A 17946-nucleotide genomic window follows, 5' to 3' on the forward strand; every position below is an offset into this window, starting at 1 on the left:
GCTTAAACAGAACAATACTATGCAACTTGATCGATTAAGGCGGATGGCGCTATTTGCGATGGTGGTGCGCCACGGTTCCTTTTCCTCCGCATCGCGCGCGTTGGATTTGGCAACCTCAGTGCTGAGTTCCGCCGTCAGCCAGCTTGAAGAAGAGCTGGGTGTGCGCCTGCTAAACCGCACCACGCGCAGCCTGTCGCTCACCGAGGCGGGACAGCTGTACCATGAGAAATGCGTGGAGATGCTTGCAGCGGCGGAGACTGCCGAGGAAATGGTGGCCGGTGGTGTGGGCGAAATTGCCGGGCGGTTGCGTATTTCTGCGGCTTCCGATACGGCACAAAAAATTCTATTACCAGCGCTGGCGCCACTCGCCCGCCAGCACCCTAAATTGCTGCTGGATATTGTGGTGGATGACCGCATCGTGGATATGACGACGCAAGCCATCGACCTGTCCATCCGCTCCGGCTGGCTGCGCGATTCATCGTTAGTGGCGCGCAAGCTGGCTGACTTGCACGAAATGTTGGTGGCATCGCCGGATTATTTGCGTCGTTTTGGTGTGCCTGATTCGCCCGAAAGTCTGCGCGAACATCGCATTATTGGCTTTAATCGCTTTGCGGAACCGACCACGCTCACCTTCAAAAGTGCCACAGGTGAAAGCGCGCGTATTGTGCTCACTCCCGGCGCCATGACCGACAATGTGGCGATGCTGCGCGATTTTGCCGTGCAGGGTTTTGGCCTCGCCCGCTTGCCGAGCTATATGGTGCAGCGCGAGCTAGCCAGCGGCGAGCTGGTTTTGCTGTTGCCCGATTGGGCGCTGCCCGGCGCGGGCATTTACGCTGTAACTTTGAAGCGTACACTTCAGCCACCCAAGGTGAGTGCGGCGATTGAGGCTATTGGAAATTATCTTGCTTCGTTACACGTCCCGCGTAAGTATGGTTGATGCTGCGTTCATCCTTGAAATCAGCCGTGCATGTGCTTCATGTGCCAAGTTTATTCAGCTATAAATTTTCTTTAACTGATCTGGCTCTTAGGTTCGAAACATAGACGTTGTCTGGCTCCAGCGCAGCATTATTGTTCACCGCACCTATCCACTCCTGTGTCGTTGCGACAGCGGCAAAATTGGAGTGGAACACGGTGCTAAAAACCCGATGTATTTCTTCTGCACTCGCTTTTCCGCCGGCATTTTCATAGGGCAAGGCGCCGGTGGCATCTGATAAATACTCCACTTTGTAGCCTTCATGGGCCGCGTGATAAATAGTCGATGCATTGCAGTTGTGCGTCATATAACCGGTGATCGCCAAGGTATCTATGTTGTTGGCCGACAACCATTGTTTGAGATCCGTGCCCGCAAAAACATCGGCCATGACTTTGTTGATGTGATGGTCTGCCGCAATTTCTTTAATCGCGGAATGCAATTGCCAGCCATGAGACCCTTTAGCGAATATGGGGGATTCTTCTGGAGCGTCATGTTGCACAAGGATAACGGGCGTTTTGTTTGCACGAGCCGTTTCAATTGCTAACAAGATATTGGGCAGTGATATTTCGACGGGCGGGTATTCAATCGGCATATTGCCGGTGAAGTATTCGTTTTGCACATCAATAACAATTAAGGCGCGGCGAGGGCTTACAGACATTGTATTCTCCTGGGATTGTTTGATCGTAAGGCTGTTTTGATGTGTTCATTGTCGCCAGCTTGTGGAGTAGAAAATAGTGGCCTGAAAGACATTATTCGATACAATCAGGCCATGAAAAAAGAATCTCCCCATTTACGACTCATCAATGTGGCGGTCATCGCCTTTGACGATATAACGCCATTCCATTTATCGGTACCGAGCATTGTGTTTGAGGCGGATCTTGGCAGCACTGCCGAGGTTAAGTTCAAGGTCACAGTTTGTGCGGAGAATGAAGGCCTTTTGAGTACCTCCAGTGGGTTTACGATTTCCACAGAACATAATTTATCGACAGTGGCTCACGCGGACATAGTCATCATGCCCAGCTGGTATGACGACTATCGCAGTGCGCCTACTGCGTTGCTTGATGCTTTGTGTTCAGCACATGCACGCGGCGCGCAAATAGTGGGCTTATGCTTGGGTGCATTTCCGCTTGCTGAGGCGGGGCTGCTGAATGGGAAAGGGGCGACAACACATTGGCTGGCGACTGGCGAACTGGCCAGCCGCTATCCCGATATTCATGTCAATCCGGAAGTCTTGTATGTGGATGAAGGCAATATCATTACCTCGGGTGGTGTGGCGGCAGGGCTTGATTGCTGCCTTCATATTTTGCGCCACATTGTGGGTGCTGAGGCCGCCAACAAAGTTGCCAGAAGGCTGCTGATTGCACCTCATAGGGATGGTGGACAAGCACAATTTATCGAGCGGCCATTGCCCATCTCCGGCAGTGACAATCGCTTGTCACAGATTCTGGAGTGGGTGGGGCATCATCTGGATGAACCGCATAGCGTCGATTCGTTAGCGGAGCGAGCGGCCATGAGCCGCCGCAATTTTACGCGGCATTTTCGCCAGCTTACCGGCACCTCGTTCAAACAATGGCTGTTAAACCAGCGCTTGTCCTATGCACAGCGAATACTTGAAAGTGGTGACCTATCAATTGAGTCCATTGCGCAGACAACCGGTTTCGGCACGGCTCTGTCGCTCCGCAAGCATTTTAAAAGCGCTTTTCGTACCTCGCCGTCGGTTTATAGGCGATTGTTCAAGCAGGAGACTTCAACACCGGCAGCGGAACGCTAAGATCGGCCAAGCTCGCCTCGTTGTATTTTACATTCCCCATAATTGTTTCATTCGGCACTGCGTCGCCCCAGGTTTTCATTGACTCCAGCACATCGCGTAAGCCTTCTCCTAACGGGGTTAGTTCGTAAACAACTCGCGGCGGTGTTTCTGCATAGGCTGTGCGAGTGACCAATCCGTGTGCCTCAAATCGTTTCAGCCGGTGAGTCAGGGTGTGCGCGCTTATACCCGGTAGTGCATCCCGTAATTGCGTGAAGCGCTGGGGGCCAAGGAGCAATTGCCGCACGATTAAGGTCGCCCATGGCCCATCAAGAAGGACTAAAAACCTGGCAACTCCACAGCAGGGAACTTTATTTTCATTCATGGCAAAAATTCTCTAATAGTGCATTTGACGTAACCAATCTTAGCATAGCACCATTAATACTCTGTTTAATTAACTATTGAGGAGTATTTATGACATATGTAGTTCACGGCGCAACCGGCGCACAAGGATCACCCTTGTTTAGAAAATTAGCGGCTGAAGGTAAACCGGTAGCGGCTGCCATTAGAAATCCACAAAATCTCGGTACGGGTTCAGCTGTAGCGGTTGATCTCATGTCGGTTCAATCCTTGGTTGCAGCTTATTTAGGTGCAGAAGGTGTTTTTATCCATCTGCCATTAGGGCCTGAAAGCCTGCGCCTGCAATACGCACACAATATCGCAGAGGCAGTTGGGCTCGCGCGCCCTAAGCGGGTGGTAATTTCTACTAGCGGGTGGGCATTGGGTGATTCAGAGGATAAGAGCGCGCTAGCCGAGTTGATTCGTAGAGTTGAAGCAACAGGCGTCTCTACCGCGATAATTGCGCCACGCTTATATCTCGAAAACCTGCTGTTACCGATAGTGATTGAGGCAGTGAAAACCGAGGGGATACTCCCTTATCCACTTCAGGCAGATTACCCGGTTTCCTGGTGTTCGCATCTGGATGTTGCTGATATCGCAGCCGCCCTTTTGACGAACCATGCGATCACTGGAGTCGTTGAGATTGGTCAGTTACCGGCGGTCACCGGTGATGAACTTGCGAAAGCATTCGCCAATCATTTTGGGCGAGACGTCAGCTACGTGAGTTTGACCCCAAAAGAATTTGGAGCGCGCTTGGCGGTATTGTTTGGCGAGGCGGTAGCGGCCGACGTTGTGGCAGGTTATGAAGCGAAAGCGCTAACCACGGATTCTGCGATCGATGTAACAACAAGTGCGCAGCAGCTATTGGGCATTAATCCACGCACAGTTGAACAGTGGTTGGTTGATATTGGAGTGTGAGACGAGTAGATAATTGAGCGGGTTTTTATTGGCAGACGTAGCTCAATTAGTGGCAATTAGAGATAGTCGTTGGTTATCTTGGTAGCCTATATTCTCCGATTGAACCCCATCACCCGAGCCGATACTTATGTTAGATGCCGTTACCCTCGATCAACTTCGAACCTTTATTGCCGCTGCCGAGACGGGCAGTTTTTCGGCGGCAGGGCGCAAGATAGATCGCGCGCAGTCGGTGGTGAGTCAGTCGCTGGCCAATCTGGAATTGCAATTGGGTGTGAGCTTATTCGATCGGGCGGGGCGTTACCCGCAGCTCACCGCGCAGGGGCGTGCGCTGCTGCGTGATGCCTATGTCGTGGCCGATAATATGGATGGATTTAAAGCGCGGGCGTCTTCATTGCGTGAAGGGGTGGAGGCGGAAATTTCTGTTGCGGTGGATGTGATGTTTCCAATGGATGGACTTGCTCGCGCGGTGGGGTTTTGTCGCGATGTATTTCCGGATACGCCATTGCGTGTATATGTAGAAACGCTTGGCGGTGTCATTCAGCCAGTGTTGGATCGGGTTTGTAGAATCGGCATTATCGGCACTTTGCCATCGGTGCCTGATGAGCTGATGTCCGAGCCATTATGCGATTTACCCATGGTGACGGTGGTTTCCGCAACGCATCCGTTGGCCGCTATTCAACGCCCCTTAACCAGCGCGGAACTGGCGCAACAGGTGCAATTAATTCTCACCGACCGCACGGCGTTATCGGACGGGAAAAGTTTCGGTGTATTGTCGCCCCTGACCTGGAAACTGGCAGATCTTGGCGCGAAGCATGAATTTCTAAAGGCGGGTTTTGGTTGGGGGCATATGCCTTTACATCTGGTAGAAGCCGATATCGCCACCGGCCAGTTGGTAAAAATTCTGATTGCGGGCAGTGAGCGGCAGAGCGCAGCCTTAACTATGCGCATTGTCTACCGCAAGGATTTGCCGCCCGGCCCTGCAGGCCGTGCGTTTATCGATCAACTCAAAAGCTGGGATATAAACGCTCTGCCTGCAGGGCCGGGTGGATCATCCGCGCGATAAACCAATTGCATGCCCATAAACATTTCAGCGGCTGGGATACTGTGCAGTTGAATGCTCACCAATTCCCCGGCGGCAATATCTTTTTCTACCATATGCAAGGGCATATGCCCCCAGCCAAAGCCCGCTTTTAAAAAGGCGCGTTTTGAACCCAGGTCAGATAAACGCCACATCAAGGGTGACATCACCCCATAGTTTTGCCCGCTCGACAATGCCGTGCGGTCAGTGAGGATCAACTGTACATGGCGTGCGAGTTCCGTATCGCTAATTAAACCTTGTATGGAAGCTAGTTCGTGTGCGGGACTGACGACAGTCACAAACTGAATTCGCCCCAATGGTTCCGCGACCAATGATTCCGGCACAATCGGCAAAGAGCCAATAATGCCCAGCCGACAACTGCCATCAAGTACTAACTGCGCAACGCCGCCTAACACCTCCACATACAGCCGCAGCGGTGTATGCACAAAATTATCCTGACAATAACCGGCCGCTTGGGTCAGTTTATTCATGGGATACATCACATCCACCGCCACCGATAGCTCGGGTTCCAAGCCTTCGTACAGCGATTGCGCCCGCGCTTTAAAGGCATCCATATTCTGCACAACCGCGCGCGCATCAACCAATAAGGACGCGCCGGTTTCGGTCAGTTTGGGGTAGCGCTCACTTCGATCGAACAGCACCACACCCAGCTGTGACTCCAAATTGGCGAGGGTCTGACTCACCACCGATTGCGCCCGCTTGAGCTTGCGCCCCGCCGCCGAAAAGCTGCCTTCCTCTGCTGCCGCAATAAAGGTACGCATTTGGTCCAGTGTGACGTTATCCAGCATATATCTAATTTCCCGATACTTATCATCCAATAATATAGGATTTTCAGTTTGATCTTCTAGCCATAAGCTGTGTTCATTCCTTGGTGAGAGCACAAGGACAACCAAACTGGAAGCTGGAGAGATTTATGAATATCGCCCTGAACATCAAGCCTAACGTACAAGATCAGAAGACAGTGAGTTTCCGCAGCATTGTTGCACGCACCACCGGTAGAACTCACGGGGTGATTACCCGCCTCATGAGCCCGTCAGATTTAGGTCAACTTGTTAAACCCTTTGTATTTCTGGATTACGGTGTTATGCCGCCCTCAAAAGCGCCCATTGGCATGCACCCACACTCAGGCTTGGCAACTCTGTCATTGCCCATCACCGGCGGTTTTGGTTACGAAGATACAACCGGTAAAAGCGGAATCGTTAACGCCGGTGGTCTGGAGTGGATGAAAGCGGGCAACGGCGTTTGGCACGATGGTTATGCCGCCGGTAAAGAGCCGCTGGAATTTTATCAACTTTGGTTGGCGCTGCCCGCTGCCGAAGAAAACGCACCAGCGCAAAGCCAATACATCACAGCAGAAGAAGTACCTGTCGTCGGTTCGGTCAAAGTTCTGTTAGGCCAATATCAACACGCACAAAGCCCGATTCGTTCAGCGCCCGGTATCAATTACTTTTTAGTGCAATTAAAAGATGGCGAGGTGTGGCGTTACGAACCCCAAGCTAATCAAAACGTTGCCTGGCTCTCGGTATTTCGCGGGGAGTTAAACACACCCGAAACGGTGCGCAAAGGTGAGATGGTGGTATTTGCTGAGTCCACCAACGTAATCACCATCCGCGCCAAGGGTGATAGCGCTTTTGTTTTCGGTGCCGCGATTAAACACCCGCACGAATTGGTATTGGGTTACTACTCGGTGCACACCTCCAAACAAGCGCTACAGCAAGGCGAGCAGGAAATTAATCGCATTGGCAATCAGCTGCGTTTGATGGATCGCATTTAAGCATCGTTCACCACAATTTTTTGAACACCCAGTACATCGGCTTTTGGGGCGCCGCTGACCGGGAAATTTATCGCCCCTTTTTCGCTTAATTGTTTTTTTATCTTTTAATTTTTTATCCTTGTATGGGACGGAGTTACAACATGAGTATTGGAATTATTGGTTCAGGTGCATTGGGTTCAAACTTGGCACGCGCATTTGCTAAAAAAGGTATATCGGCCACTATTGCGACTCGTCGTGGCCCAGAATCTTTAGCTTCACTGATCAGCGAAGTTGGTCTAAGCATTAAAGCGGGCACTGTGGCAGAAGCGGCCAGTGCAGACATCGTTATTGTTGCTGTGCGTTTTGAGGATTTGGGTACAGCGCTGGGCCATTTACCTGCCTGGAATAATCGCATTGTTGTTGATGGCACCAACGCTGTGGCGTTTTTAGAGCCAGGCTCACCGGAAACCCAAGACCCAACCAATCCACTTGCGGCCTATGGCATCAAAGCGATTGACCTTGGCGATAAACAATCGAGTGAAGTATTCAGTACTTTTGTGCCGGGTGCTCGTGTGGTGAAGGCGTTTAATCATCTGGATGTAGCAGCACTAGTCGAGCCTGAATTATCGGGCGGTCAGCGCGTATTGTTTTATTCCGGTGATGACGCAGCAGCAAAAACAGAAGTGCGCACACTGATCGAAAATACCGGCTTTTTCCCGGTCGATTTAGGTTCACTGGCAGTGGGCGGGCAGTTAGCGGGCTTGCCGTTTGGTTCTCTCTCGGCGATTAATTTTATTAAAGTTTAATTTCACTAAGGTGTTTGTCTCGCGCTGGATTTTATTTTCCCTTTCAGCTTCGGAATTTTCCAGCGCAGGCTAAGGTTCGCTAGCGAACAGACACCGAGGGCTCCGGCTGAGATGGTTAGCGTATTACTGGTGCCGCTGTGGCACCAGCCGCCCCACATCCATTTTTGGATGGGCGCGTTACCCAGCGGAGAATTCTTATGATACGTACAGCGACAGCAGTCTGGACTGGCACCTTAAAAGAAGGAAAGGGTTATATATCTACCCAGAGTGAAGTCTTATCTAACACGCAGTATGGTTTTAATACTCGCTTTGAGGACGGCCCGGGCACTAATCCAGAAGAGTTAATTGGTGCCGCGCATGCAGCCTGTTTCAGCATGGCATTGGCCGCGCAGTTAACCGAAATGAAATTGGTCATTACACAAATTCAAACCAATGCCCAGGTCACCCTGGAGCAGTCAGGCAAGGATTTCACTATTACAAAAGTGCATCTGGATTTACAGGCAAAAGTCGCCGATATAGCGGCGGATGAATTTGAAAAAATCGCCAACAAAGTAAAAGAAGCTTGCCCCGTTTCCAAAGTATTAAATGCACAGATTAGTCTCACTGTTAATTTGGAAAATTAAAAAATTTTTTGGCCTTATGTTTGTTTTCGCACTGAATAGATATATTTTTATTTATATAGTGAATTCGTAAAGTGCTATTTTCAATTGAATTGGAGTTGTTCACTGACGATATTGAATAGGCACTTGTGTTAGGGGATTGTTTGCGAATGATCAACAAAGAGTCCCGATCCTGAATATCATTCATCGAGGAAATCATCATGAATAAAGATCAAGTGAAAGGTACAGTAAAGCAGGCTGCCGGTAAGGTACAACAAAAAACCGGTGAAGTTATTGGTAGCGAAAAACAGCAAGTCAAAGGTGCTATTAAGCAAGTGGAAGGAAAAGTTCAAAAAGGAATTGGTGATTTGAAAGAAAATCACAAGTAAGTAGTGTGCAAGTGAGCAACGCTCAAGGAGAGTAGTCAGAACTTATAGTTCTGCTGTCGCAAAGGAATGCGTTCCTTCCCCCTCGCTTCGCCGAGTTTACGTTATTGGTGGCCGCTGTATATACTGGCTGGACTTGTATCGCCCGATATATCCATCCCCTGTGCACCAATGAGATAAACATGACCGGCTCCCCTGTTTCCGATTTAACCAGCTTTATTGCTATGTGCCAACAAACTGCCAGCAATGGTGCGTTGCAGCGTTTGGTCTTATCCAAATACAAAGGTGCAGAAGAAGAGTTGACTCGGGTGGTAATTCGCCCCGTAGAAATCAAAGCGCAAACATTACTCTCCTTTTTATACGAATACCGCACTAACCATGTGACCAAAAATCTGGCTGTTGATGAAGCGATGACGCAATTGCAGCAGTGGCTGGGCGGCGATTTTCATAATGCCCATATGATTACTGATGAATGGGAAATCCAGCTAAGCTTTAGCAAAAAAGGTAAGGTGCTGATCAATAAAAATCGCAACAAAAACTCACCAGCGGAGGGCGATAAAACATCTACCCAAGTCGAGCTGGCGCACAATCGCACCAAGCTACGTTATGTGGAGCAGGATCGCCCCTATTTACGCGAGTTGGGCATCACGGATGCGAATGGCCAAATTATTCCGGCTATGTCGCGCAAGTGGAAACAAATTAATAAATTTATCGAGGTGCTTTCTACTGCAATCCAGCAAACGGGGTTGGATAAACGCAGCGAATTACACATCGCCGACTTCGGTTCAGGCAAAGCCTATTTAACCTTTGCGGTACACGATTATTTAACCGCGAATCTCGGTGTAAAAACTCAGGTAACAGGTGTGGAGTTGCGTCAGGGGTTGGTGGATTTATGCAATCAAACCGCGCAGAAGTTAGCCCTTGCCGGTATTAAATTTGAACAGGGTGATGTGCAACATTTTTCCGCGCAGGGTATTAATATCATGATCGCCTTGCACGCCTGCGATACCGCGACCGACTACGCGCTCAATATGGGGATTCGCACCGGTGCAGACATTATTATGTGCTCGCCCTGCTGTCACAAACAAATTCGCCCGCAACTAAAAAGCCCCGCACTGCTGGCGCCCGTATTGCAACACGGTATTCACTTGGGGCAAGAAGCAGAAATGATTACCGATGGTTTACGTGCGCTCTTGTTGGAAGCCCATGGCTATGACACTAAAGTGTTTGAGTTTATTTCACTGGAGCACACCAGCAAAAATAAAATGATCCTCGCCCAAAAACGAAAAGCCGCACGTGATAACGCCGAGGTGCTACAGCAAATCGCAGATATTAAAGCGTTTTATGGTATCCAAGAGCATTGTTTGGAAACGCTGCTATTAAATTGAACCTGCTGTTCTAGCGTTTATATTGAGTAGGGCAGTAGCCGCGATTAATCTCGGGTGAGCGCAATAATAGATGTTTGGTTTTGCGCCCGCTTACACGTTCACGCCATAGTCGAAACGAAGCGGGCTTTAGTTCGCGGCGCATCAGTTTGCGCAACTCGGGTTCACCCAGGCCGTAAAGTTTTTCTATGGCTTCGAAGGGGGTGCGATCCTCCCACGCCATTTCAATAATGCGTGAGATGTCTGCTGGAGTGTGTGGAAATTCGTTGTGCATATGCGTACCTGTGAGTCTGGTTACTGGTACGTGTTATGGCGTTGCCAGATCACTGCCACATAAAAAAGCCCCGGTCAGTTAGTTGGCCGGGGCTTTTTATTTTTATCTTTGCGCTTATTTCAAATTCATACAACTCGCATAATAACTCACGCTGGCGGGCCAGTCGGAGAAAATGCCAATCACACCCACATCTTTCGCTAGCACATGCAGTGCATCCATCATGTCGCCATCGTTATTGATGGCCGGGTTGATAGTTTGGTAATACCAACCTCCACCATTTTTTAACGGGCCTGAGCGCTCAAATGACCAGGTAATCATTTTTAGCCCGGCTTTTTTGGCGTGGCGTGCGTATTCTGAAGGGATGATTTTATTGTTGTTATCCAACGCTAACAGCACCCAAATAGGTGGTGCGACAATATTGAAGCCTTCGTCGGCATACATTTGTAATTCACTGGCTGTCGGTAAATCGACGATGCTATTGGCATCGTCTAAATAGATGGCTTGTTTACCAAACGCAGGTTCGTTGTTAATCCAGTAGCGAATGTCCTGAATGTCGAACGATTGTGGCCAGACATCGCGCGCTTTTACGCCAGCTGCTTTGTATTCATCAATCATTTGTTGTGCGTACATGGCTTGGGTGTAGGTGCCTTCAAACGGCATGGCAACGCTGGCCGATTTCAATTCTGGGGTCATTTTTACACCGAGCTTTTTAAACAACTGAATACTTTCCGCGTGCGTAAGCAGTGTGCCTTTGTCGGCGTATAAGTCGGTGCGCCAGCTAGCGGTGCCTTTCAGGTATTCATCCACAGTGGTTGCTTTGGGGTTGAACGCATCCATTTTTCCTTGCAGGGTTTTAAATTCAGCGAGGGTGATATCGCTGGTGCAGCAATTGGCGCTGGCTGCTTTGCCGCTTACCGGATCAAAGGGTGAAAAATTCTGGCTGCATTTATTGGCGAGGGGCGTGGCGAGAATATTGGTAGTGGTGTGCAAATCGCACTGCGAGTGACGGCATACCAGTTGTTTGTCTTTAGTGAAGGTGACATCACACTCCATAATGCCTGCGCCCATTTTCGCTGCGGCTTCATAGGATTCTTTGGTGTGCTCGGGAAATTGTAAGGGCGCGCCCCGGTGACCAATCGAAAAATCGGTTTTTCTAACCGGGCGATTCATGCAGCTTTGTAATTTCTTTTTCAGCGCACTGTCATCCATGTCATTGATTAAAAATAATGGGCGAGGGCCGAGCTGGATACTGGCGTTATTATGTTTGTGTTTGTCGTACTCATCATGGTGGTCGTGTTTATCCTTATAGGCAGCGGCGCTGCCGGCCATTAATAGCATCAATAGCATACTGCTGGTTAATACATGAATTCGGCGTAGCATGTGAACCTCCTTGGGCCAGTGTTGGATGTTGCAGGCTCAACCCTAGCCTTCAATTATGAAAGTAATTTGCCGATTTGATGACAGCTTCGCGATGCCGGGTCATTTTGTGCACTTTATCGCAGTGGGTGAAATAGCGTGAAATACCAAAATCCCCAATTTGCGATAGGCTTATGGCAACTCCCCCATTATTGTTTTAAGGATTCTGATTGATGGTTACTGATCTGCGCCAGCTTGTTATCCAATTGCTCGCCTGCACCACGGCGGGCGAAGCCAAGCCAATTGTCGACGAACTGGTGCGGCGCTTGTGTGCTATCACCGGGCTGGAATTGCACCCGTCACTCTTTTTGGATGAGCATGCCACTGTCACCGCGCAGGGCAAGGCAGTGTCACCCACCACAGCGGCACAGTGTGCTGAAGATGTGCAGCGCACGCGCATTTTTATGCAGGGTGTTTACGCGGCGATCCAACAAAAGCTGCAACACCATAATCATCAAGTCAATCATCAAGCCATCGATGTGTTGTACGCCGGCACTGGCCCTTTTGGTTTATTGCTGATTCCCTTGTTGCCGTTATTGGATGCAAGACAGCTGCGGGTAACGCTGTTGGATATTCACCCGGAGTCACTGACAAAATTACAGCGGTTGATAGATTTTTTGGATGTAAGTAATTTTATTGTGCAGGCTGAATGTGCCGATGCTTGTGAATGGCAGAGCGCCAAAAAGTTTGATCTGATTATTTCTGAAACTATGCGGCAAGGTTTGATACAAGAGCCGCAAGTCAGTATTTTTAGTCATCTGCAACAATTTTTAAAAGCGGATGGTTGGCTGATACCGGAAATTATTCGCCTGAATTTATGGTTGAGCGCTGGCGCTTTTCCCGCAGGGAATGAATGCAAAAATCCTGATGTGCATTTGGGGTCGGTATTTCAGCTGGACAAGACTACTGCGATGCAATTAGGTAATGGGGATACTGCTTGTGCACAGGGCAGTCTATTGGTGCCTGACTATGACCTGCTGTTGCAGGATTTAAAATTAACTACCTTTATTCAAGTGTTTGGCGCTTATCAGCTGCACGACAATCAATCGCAGCTTACCTTGCCACTGTATGAACGTAACGCACGAGTCTTGCCCAATTCAGTGCTGCATTTTCGCTACGCGCTTGGCGTTTATCCCCAATGTGTCTTTACCTATGAGAAATTGCCCGAGCTTACCGATTGCGCATTGCCTGATAGTTTGGAAAAAAATAGTCAGGGTATTTATCACGTAAAACGACTGTGGCACAAAATCCAGTTGCGTAAACAGGCGAACTCGTCTGCGGCAGCGCGGCAGCAATTAACCGCCGTTCCCGACAGTGAATGGCTGTTGGATCGCATTTTATTGGACCAGTTGGGTGTGGGGCTTGAGCCTGCCATGCAACAACTCTATTCAGCTCGCACACTGGTCGATATTGAATATTGGCTCGCCAGTGCCAATGCTGGCACGCTTGCGCCGCAACAAGTTGAGCGCACCAATAGTGCGATACTCAATTTTATCGAAAATAAACACGAGGCATTGAAGCCCGAATTTGGGTTGCCGCTGAATGATGAGCAGCTCGCGCACTGGGACGAACAGGGCTACCTGATTGTGCCGGGTGTGTTAGCGGCCAGCGAATCTGCAGCGGCGCGCGCTGCTATTTGGGATTTTTTAGGCATGCACGAACATGATCCTGCAAGTTGGTATCAATCTTCCGCGCAGATGAAAAAAATTATGGTGCAGTTATTTGCCCATCCCGCATTTGAGGTTGCGCGTCGTTCGGATTATATCCGCCGTATTTTCCAGCAGCTGTGGCAGCGCGAGGATCTGGTGATGACAACGGATCGCGTGGGTTTTAATCCGCCGGAAACTGATCGCTGGCAGTTTCCCGGGCCGGGAATGCATTGGGATGTGGAATTAACGGCGCCGGTTCCTTTTGGTACCCAGGCGTTAATTTATTTAACCGATGTTGCCGAACACCAGGGGGCATTTTGTTGTGTGCCGGGATTCCATAAAAAAATTGACCGGTGGTTGGCCGCGCAGCCAGAGGGAATCGATTTGCAACAACAGGATTGGACGCAGTGGCCGGTGAAACCTATCGCGGCCAAGGCGGGTGATTTAATTATCTGGCATCAAGCCTTGCCTCACGGCAGCAGCCCCAATCGCGCCGATTTTCCGCGCATGGTGCAATACCTGAATATGTACCGTTAGCGGTTTGAGCTCGCCCTGTAGCTACAGGGGCGAGCACCGCCAGAGGCAATTATTCGTTGAATGTGTAGGGATTGAACCAGAGTGATGCATCGTCCACCGGCGTGTTTTTGGGCAGCCCCGGGTTATCCAATTTAATCAGTGTGCGGTTTTTCAGGTTGGCCTTGGTCATTACATCTTTTACGGTTGGGTCATTAAAAAAATACGCATCAAAACTGCCATCTTCAATCGCAAGGCGTAGGCCGCGCTCTATATCTTGCGCGAGTTTGGTATTGGTTTTGTTGACGAAAAAATAAAAAGGGTTGGTGTAGGAGAGCAGCAGGTTTTGCTCTACTTCCAGCGCCAGATCCGGGTAGCGTTGCATTTCCGACCAGGGTTCGTGGGCGCCGCGTGGAAAGGCATCAAACCGGTCGCCATCGAGCATGTAAAAAAGTCCTTCGTACTTCAGCACTCTCACCACATTTAAACTATTGGCGGTGAGCACATTGGTGTCTGCCCAAAAGTGCCCTTGGCCCAAAGACACCTGCCGCAAATCGCTCAAGGTTTTAATGCCATTAAATTTATGCTGAGTGCCTTTTTTAATCATCAATACCCGGTAGCCCAGCAGCCCGCGATAAATAGGTATACGAATTGGTTGCAGTTTTTCTTCCAGTTCATTGGTGGTTGCGTACCAGACCACATCCAACTGGTTGTCCATCAGCATGCTTACCATGCGCTCCTCGCTGGTATTGGGCACTGTCTCTTGTACTTTGTAGGATTCGGGCAGTTTGCTGAGCGCCAGTTGCAGTAAACCTCTGGCGTATACCTCAATGCTGTTATTGCCTTGTACTATTCGCAGGGTGTTTGCATGTGCACCAAGCGAAGCGCTGAATAACATTGAAAACAGCAGGGCGCTAAGGACCAAATAGGTGTGACAGGGGCGAGCCTGGGGAGTTTCTGAATGCATGTCGTTTTCATCCACAAGTTTATTGTTATGGTTTATCCGCTGCGGCGAGGCCGGGGTAAATAGTTATATGGTAAAAATGACAATAACACAAGAAAATGAAAAAACCACCGCACCCGTTGAGGTTCCATAGGAAAGGTGCAGTGGTGAAAGCGATTCGTTTCTGTGGTCGCTTGTGGCTGACAAACGGACATTAACGAATGGTTGGAAGCCGGTGTGCAGTGCTGAGAACAACAACTGCTGGGGAGTAGTGATTACCCGCAGCAAAAGCACACCTTTACACGAACAAACCACTGAGTGGTGATTCAGTTGTTTGTGGGGTGTTAATGGCTGTGTGGGCGGCCATTAACGGCACGGGCGATTGTGGGCGCACCCGTGCTTACAGAAACCCTTGCTGCCTAGTTGTCCTTGTCCATGGCGGCGCCGGTTTTGCTGTTCAGGGTTGCAGGCTTTTCGTAGGTGAAGGGCTGCAATAATTCATCGGGCTTGCCTTTGCAGGCTTTTGCTAACAATTCGCGGCGTTGCGCTAATAACAGCCCAATCGCTTCGCTGTGTTGTTCATCGATACCGGGAATGTTGTCTTCTATCAACTGGGTGATGTTGGCAGCAAGTTCCAGATACTTATCGTGCTCTTCTGCGATTTTTCTGTCTTCAAACATACTGCCATCCCGATCACATAACCAAACGGCGACTACTGCCATGGGGTAAATCCTCAAAAGGTTGTTACTGTTTTTATATACAGTATCTGTGGCGGGGCGGGATGTCAACCTGCTTTTTAATCAGCAGTTTTACAGATCAACTCTGTCAACCCAGTTCCCCAACGGATTCGTACCTCGCCCTGATGTTCCCAAAAGCTGGCGTCTGGCCCTTCGTACTTGCTGCCGCTGGCGGCTGGCGCTTGTAGTAGTTCAGCAGCATTTTGACCGTGCTCCAGAATAAGTGTGCCCGGTTCGGTGGCGTAAAATGTGGCGGTAAAGGTAGGTGCTGCGTCGCTCGCGCAGGTAAATACAAAGGGGCCTCGTTTGCTGTTAGCGGCGAACCGTTGGTGCAGGGCGGCAACCGGATCGGGACGCGGCTGGCTGTAGTCGACGTTGTGATCGCAGCTGCCATCATTTTCACAATCATTCACGCCATTTTGGTCTGCATCCCAGCTGGGGTGCATAATTTTGGCGGCGACGCTGGAACTGGCGGCAACGGAAATAGACGCTGAGGACGGAGCAATTTGGGTCTCGGTAGTTTCTTTGGAGCAGGCGCTAAGCAGTGTAATCAGGCTGGTAATAACTGCCGCAGTGCGGTGGCGTGATAGGTTGCGCATAGATTCTCCTTGATCGTGATGGCTGGGTGTTGTGCCTGAGTATACCAGCCGTTGATAATGCCGCTTCTTTTCACCTGCACAGGATTTGCCCGTGTCTGACTCTGCGTTACCTCCCGTTCCATCACCTGAACAGCCATCGCCGGAAAAGCCCTCTTCGGAGAAACCCTCACCGGAGAAACCAACGGGCCCCAAAAGTCTGCTGCGTTCCAGCTTGCTCACGGGTTCCATGACGATGCTGTCGCGGGTGCTGGGGCTGATCCGCGATATCGTATTGGCAAGTGTGTTGGGTGCGGGCGGCGCGATGGATGCTTTTGCCATTGCCCAGAAAATCCCCAACTTCTTTCGGCGTCTATTTGCCGAGGGCGCCTTTTCCCAGGCATTTATTCCGGTGTTATCCGAATATCGCGAGAAAGGTACTCATGCTGCAGTGAAAGAGTTGGTCGATAAAGTAGCCGGTTGCCTTGGTTCGATTTTACTGTTGGTGACTGTGATTGGGGTGTTGGGTGCAGTTGGTTTTGCCTATATTTTTGGTTATGGCTACGCCGATGAGCCAGAGAAGTTTTTGCTATTGACCGACTTGGTGCGCATCACCTTTCCCTATTTGATGTTGATCTCGCTTACCGGTTTTGCCGGGGCGATTTTGAATAGCTACGACCGCTTTGCGATCCCCGCAGTGACGCCGGTTTTTCTCAATGTATTTATGATCGCAGCGGCGCTGCTTGTAGCCGATTTCTTCCCCAATCCCGCCTACGCACTGGCGTGGAGTATTGTTGCGGCGGGTATTTTTTCGCTGCTGTTCCAATTGCCGTTTTTGCGCCAGATCCACCTCTTGCCATCGCCCAAGCTGGATTGGTCGCACCCCGGCGTTAAACGCATTTTGGTGCTGATGACGCCGGCGCTGTTTGGGGTGTCGGTAAGTCAATTGAATCTGCTGCTGGATTCGATGATTGCCACTATGTTGGGTGACGGTGCCGTAAGCTGGCTGTTCTATTCCGACCGCTTGGTAGAGCTGCCGCTTGGTGTATTCGGGGTGGCGATTGCGACGGTGATTATGCCCGGCTTGTCGCGCTTGAGCGCCACGCAATCGGGTGAAAAATTTAGCCAGATGCTCGACTGGGCGATTCGTTTTGTGGTGCTGATCGCGCTGCCTGCCACGCTCGCGCTGATCATTCTGGCGGAGCCGATTCTCTATACCCTGTTCTATCACGGGGAGATGAAGCAGTCGGATATCCTTATGTCCTCTTACAGCCTTAAAGCCTATGCGCTCGGGTTATTCGCTTTTATGCTGATCAAGGTTCTGGTACCTGGCTATTTTGCGCGGCAGGATATGAAATCACCGGTGCGTATTGGCATCATCGCGATTTTTGCCAATATCCTGATGAAACCGCTGGTGGTGATTCCGCTGGTAATGCTCTGGGGGATGGGGCATGTTGGGCTGGCGTTTACCACGGCGATGGCGGCCTACGTAAATGCCTGGTTGCTTTATCGCGGCCTGCGTAAGAGTGAAGTCTACAGTCCTGCCAGCAACTGGCCGGCGTTGTGGTTGCGCTACGGTGCGGCCAATTTGGCTCTGGTGGCGGTCTTGACCGGTTTTCTGTTGCTCTGGAATATCTGGCCCGAGTGGTCGGCGTTGGAGCGGATCCTGCGCTTGATGGTGATTTGCGTGGTTGGCTTTGTTGTCTATCTATTGATGCTGTTTGCCGTGGGCGTGCGCCTGCGTGACTTTAAGGCCCAGCATTAGCAACAATAT

At 50.2% G+C, this 17946-nt stretch carries 19 protein-coding genes; 11 read left to right on the forward strand and 8 right to left on the reverse strand.

Annotated features, from left to right (window positions below; all coding sequences use genetic code 11):
- The first annotated feature begins 19 nt into the window (after nucleotides 1-19).
- Nucleotides 20-937: a LysR family transcriptional regulator gene (locus tag O59_RS04955; protein WP_081489637.1), complete on the forward strand. Its 918-nt coding sequence runs from the start codon at nucleotides 20-22 to the stop codon at nucleotides 935-937.
- 58 nt (nucleotides 938-995) lie between these two features.
- Here O59_RS04955 and O59_RS04960 read toward each other — a convergent pair whose 3' ends face one another.
- Nucleotides 996-1631: a cysteine hydrolase family protein gene (locus O59_RS04960; protein ID WP_007640148.1), complete on the reverse strand. Its 636-nt coding sequence runs from the start codon at nucleotides 1629-1631 to the stop codon at nucleotides 996-998.
- Between the two features lie 39 nt (nucleotides 1632-1670).
- Between O59_RS04960 and O59_RS04965 the strand changes: the two genes are divergently transcribed.
- Complete coding sequence (locus O59_RS04965; protein ID WP_081489638.1) at nucleotides 1671-2744, forward strand: GlxA family transcriptional regulator; 1074 nt, start codon at nucleotides 1671-1673, stop codon at nucleotides 2742-2744.
- Here the strand turns inward: O59_RS04965 and O59_RS21320 are convergent.
- Nucleotides 2707-3105 carry a helix-turn-helix domain-containing protein gene (locus O59_RS21320; RefSeq protein WP_081489639.1) on the reverse strand — a complete coding sequence of 133 codons (399 nt, stop codon included), beginning with the start codon at nucleotides 3103-3105 and terminating at the stop codon, nucleotides 2707-2709. The genes O59_RS04965 and O59_RS21320 overlap by 38 nt on opposite strands.
- A gap of 89 nt (nucleotides 3106-3194) precedes the next feature.
- On the opposite strand from O59_RS21320, the gene O59_RS04970 reads away from it, so the two are divergent.
- Both O59_RS04970 and O59_RS04975 read left to right on the forward strand, forming a co-directional pair.
- Complete coding sequence (locus O59_RS04970; RefSeq protein ID WP_007640155.1) at nucleotides 3195-4037, forward strand: SDR family oxidoreductase; 843 nt, start codon at nucleotides 3195-3197, stop codon at nucleotides 4035-4037.
- Nucleotides 4038-4164: 127 nt separating this feature from the next.
- On the forward strand, nucleotides 4165-5100 hold the full coding sequence (locus O59_RS04975) for a LysR family transcriptional regulator (protein ID WP_007640156.1): 936 nt from the start codon (nucleotides 4165-4167) through the stop codon (nucleotides 5098-5100).
- Here O59_RS04975 and O59_RS04980 read toward each other — a convergent pair.
- Nucleotides 5037-5924 carry a LysR family transcriptional regulator gene (locus tag O59_RS04980; protein ID WP_040391198.1) on the reverse strand — a complete coding sequence of 296 codons (888 nt, stop codon included), beginning with the start codon at nucleotides 5922-5924 and terminating at the stop codon, nucleotides 5037-5039. The two genes, O59_RS04975 and O59_RS04980, sit on opposite strands and share 64 nt — an antisense overlap.
- Nucleotides 5925-6049: 125 nt before the next feature.
- Here O59_RS04980 and O59_RS04985 point away from each other — a divergent pair, with 125 nt between their 5' ends.
- The 5 genes from O59_RS04985 to O59_RS05010 all read left to right on the forward strand — a co-directional run bounded on the left by O59_RS04985 (nucleotide 6050) and on the right by O59_RS05010 (nucleotide 10068).
- The gene (locus tag O59_RS04985; RefSeq protein ID WP_007640157.1) at nucleotides 6050-6910 is read left to right on the forward strand and encodes a pirin family protein; all 861 of its coding nucleotides are present in this window, start codon (nucleotides 6050-6052) and stop codon (nucleotides 6908-6910) included.
- Between the two features lie 140 nt (nucleotides 6911-7050).
- Nucleotides 7051-7695: an NADPH-dependent F420 reductase gene (locus O59_RS04990; RefSeq protein WP_007640162.1), complete on the forward strand. Its 645-nt coding sequence runs from the start codon at nucleotides 7051-7053 to the stop codon at nucleotides 7693-7695.
- Nucleotides 7696-7892: 197 nt separating this feature from the next.
- Nucleotides 7893-8318: an OsmC family protein gene (locus O59_RS04995; RefSeq protein WP_007640163.1), complete on the forward strand. Its 426-nt coding sequence runs from the start codon at nucleotides 7893-7895 to the stop codon at nucleotides 8316-8318.
- 197 nt (nucleotides 8319-8515) lie between these two features.
- Nucleotides 8516-8683, forward strand: coding sequence for a CsbD family protein (locus O59_RS05005; RefSeq protein ID WP_007640164.1), 168 nt, complete (start codon nucleotides 8516-8518; stop codon nucleotides 8681-8683).
- A gap of 179 nt (nucleotides 8684-8862) precedes the next feature.
- On the forward strand, nucleotides 8863-10068 hold the full coding sequence (locus tag O59_RS05010) for an SAM-dependent methyltransferase (protein WP_007640165.1): 1206 nt from the start codon (nucleotides 8863-8865) through the stop codon (nucleotides 10066-10068).
- A gap of 10 nt (nucleotides 10069-10078) precedes the next feature.
- On the opposite strand, the gene O59_RS05015 is transcribed toward O59_RS05010, so the two are convergent.
- Both O59_RS05015 and O59_RS05020 read right to left on the reverse strand, forming a co-directional pair.
- On the reverse strand, nucleotides 10079-10339 hold the full coding sequence (locus O59_RS05015) for a TIGR03643 family protein (protein ID WP_007640173.1): 261 nt from the start codon (nucleotides 10337-10339) through the stop codon (nucleotides 10079-10081).
- Between the two features lie 114 nt (nucleotides 10340-10453).
- Nucleotides 10454-11719: a glycerophosphodiester phosphodiesterase family protein gene (locus O59_RS05020; RefSeq protein WP_007640175.1), complete on the reverse strand. Its 1266-nt coding sequence runs from the start codon at nucleotides 11717-11719 to the stop codon at nucleotides 10454-10456.
- A 209-nt stretch (nucleotides 11720-11928) separates the two neighbouring features.
- Between O59_RS05020 and O59_RS05025 the strand changes: the two genes are divergently transcribed.
- Nucleotides 11929-13941 carry a phytanoyl-CoA dioxygenase family protein gene (locus O59_RS05025; protein ID WP_007640177.1) on the forward strand — a complete coding sequence of 671 codons (2013 nt, stop codon included), beginning with the start codon at nucleotides 11929-11931 and terminating at the stop codon, nucleotides 13939-13941.
- 49 nt (nucleotides 13942-13990) lie between these two features.
- On the opposite strand, the gene O59_RS05030 is transcribed toward O59_RS05025, so the two are convergent.
- The 3 genes from O59_RS05030 to O59_RS20900 form a co-directional block, all read right to left on the reverse strand.
- The gene (locus tag O59_RS05030) at nucleotides 13991-14884 is read right to left on the reverse strand and encodes a transporter substrate-binding domain-containing protein (RefSeq protein ID WP_232283038.1); all 894 of its coding nucleotides are present in this window, start codon (nucleotides 14882-14884) and stop codon (nucleotides 13991-13993) included.
- A gap of 395 nt (nucleotides 14885-15279) precedes the next feature.
- Nucleotides 15280-15582 carry a YebG family protein gene (locus tag O59_RS05035; RefSeq protein WP_007640183.1) on the reverse strand — a complete coding sequence of 101 codons (303 nt, stop codon included), beginning with the start codon at nucleotides 15580-15582 and terminating at the stop codon, nucleotides 15280-15282.
- Nucleotides 15583-15656: 74 nt separating this feature from the next.
- Nucleotides 15657-16196 (reverse strand): MliC family protein, encoded by a 540-nt coding sequence (locus O59_RS20900; protein ID WP_007640184.1) that lies wholly within the window; start codon nucleotides 16194-16196, stop codon nucleotides 15657-15659.
- Between the two features lie 199 nt (nucleotides 16197-16395).
- Between O59_RS20900 and murJ the strand changes: the two genes are divergently transcribed.
- Nucleotides 16396-17937: a murein biosynthesis integral membrane protein MurJ gene (gene murJ, locus O59_RS05045; RefSeq protein WP_081489651.1), complete on the forward strand. Its 1542-nt coding sequence runs from the start codon at nucleotides 16396-16398 to the stop codon at nucleotides 17935-17937.
- Nucleotides 17938-17946 lie beyond the last annotated feature (9 nt).

The organism is Cellvibrio sp. BR (assembly GCF_000263355.1).
GTDB lineage: Bacteria > Pseudomonadota > Gammaproteobacteria > Pseudomonadales > Cellvibrionaceae > Cellvibrio.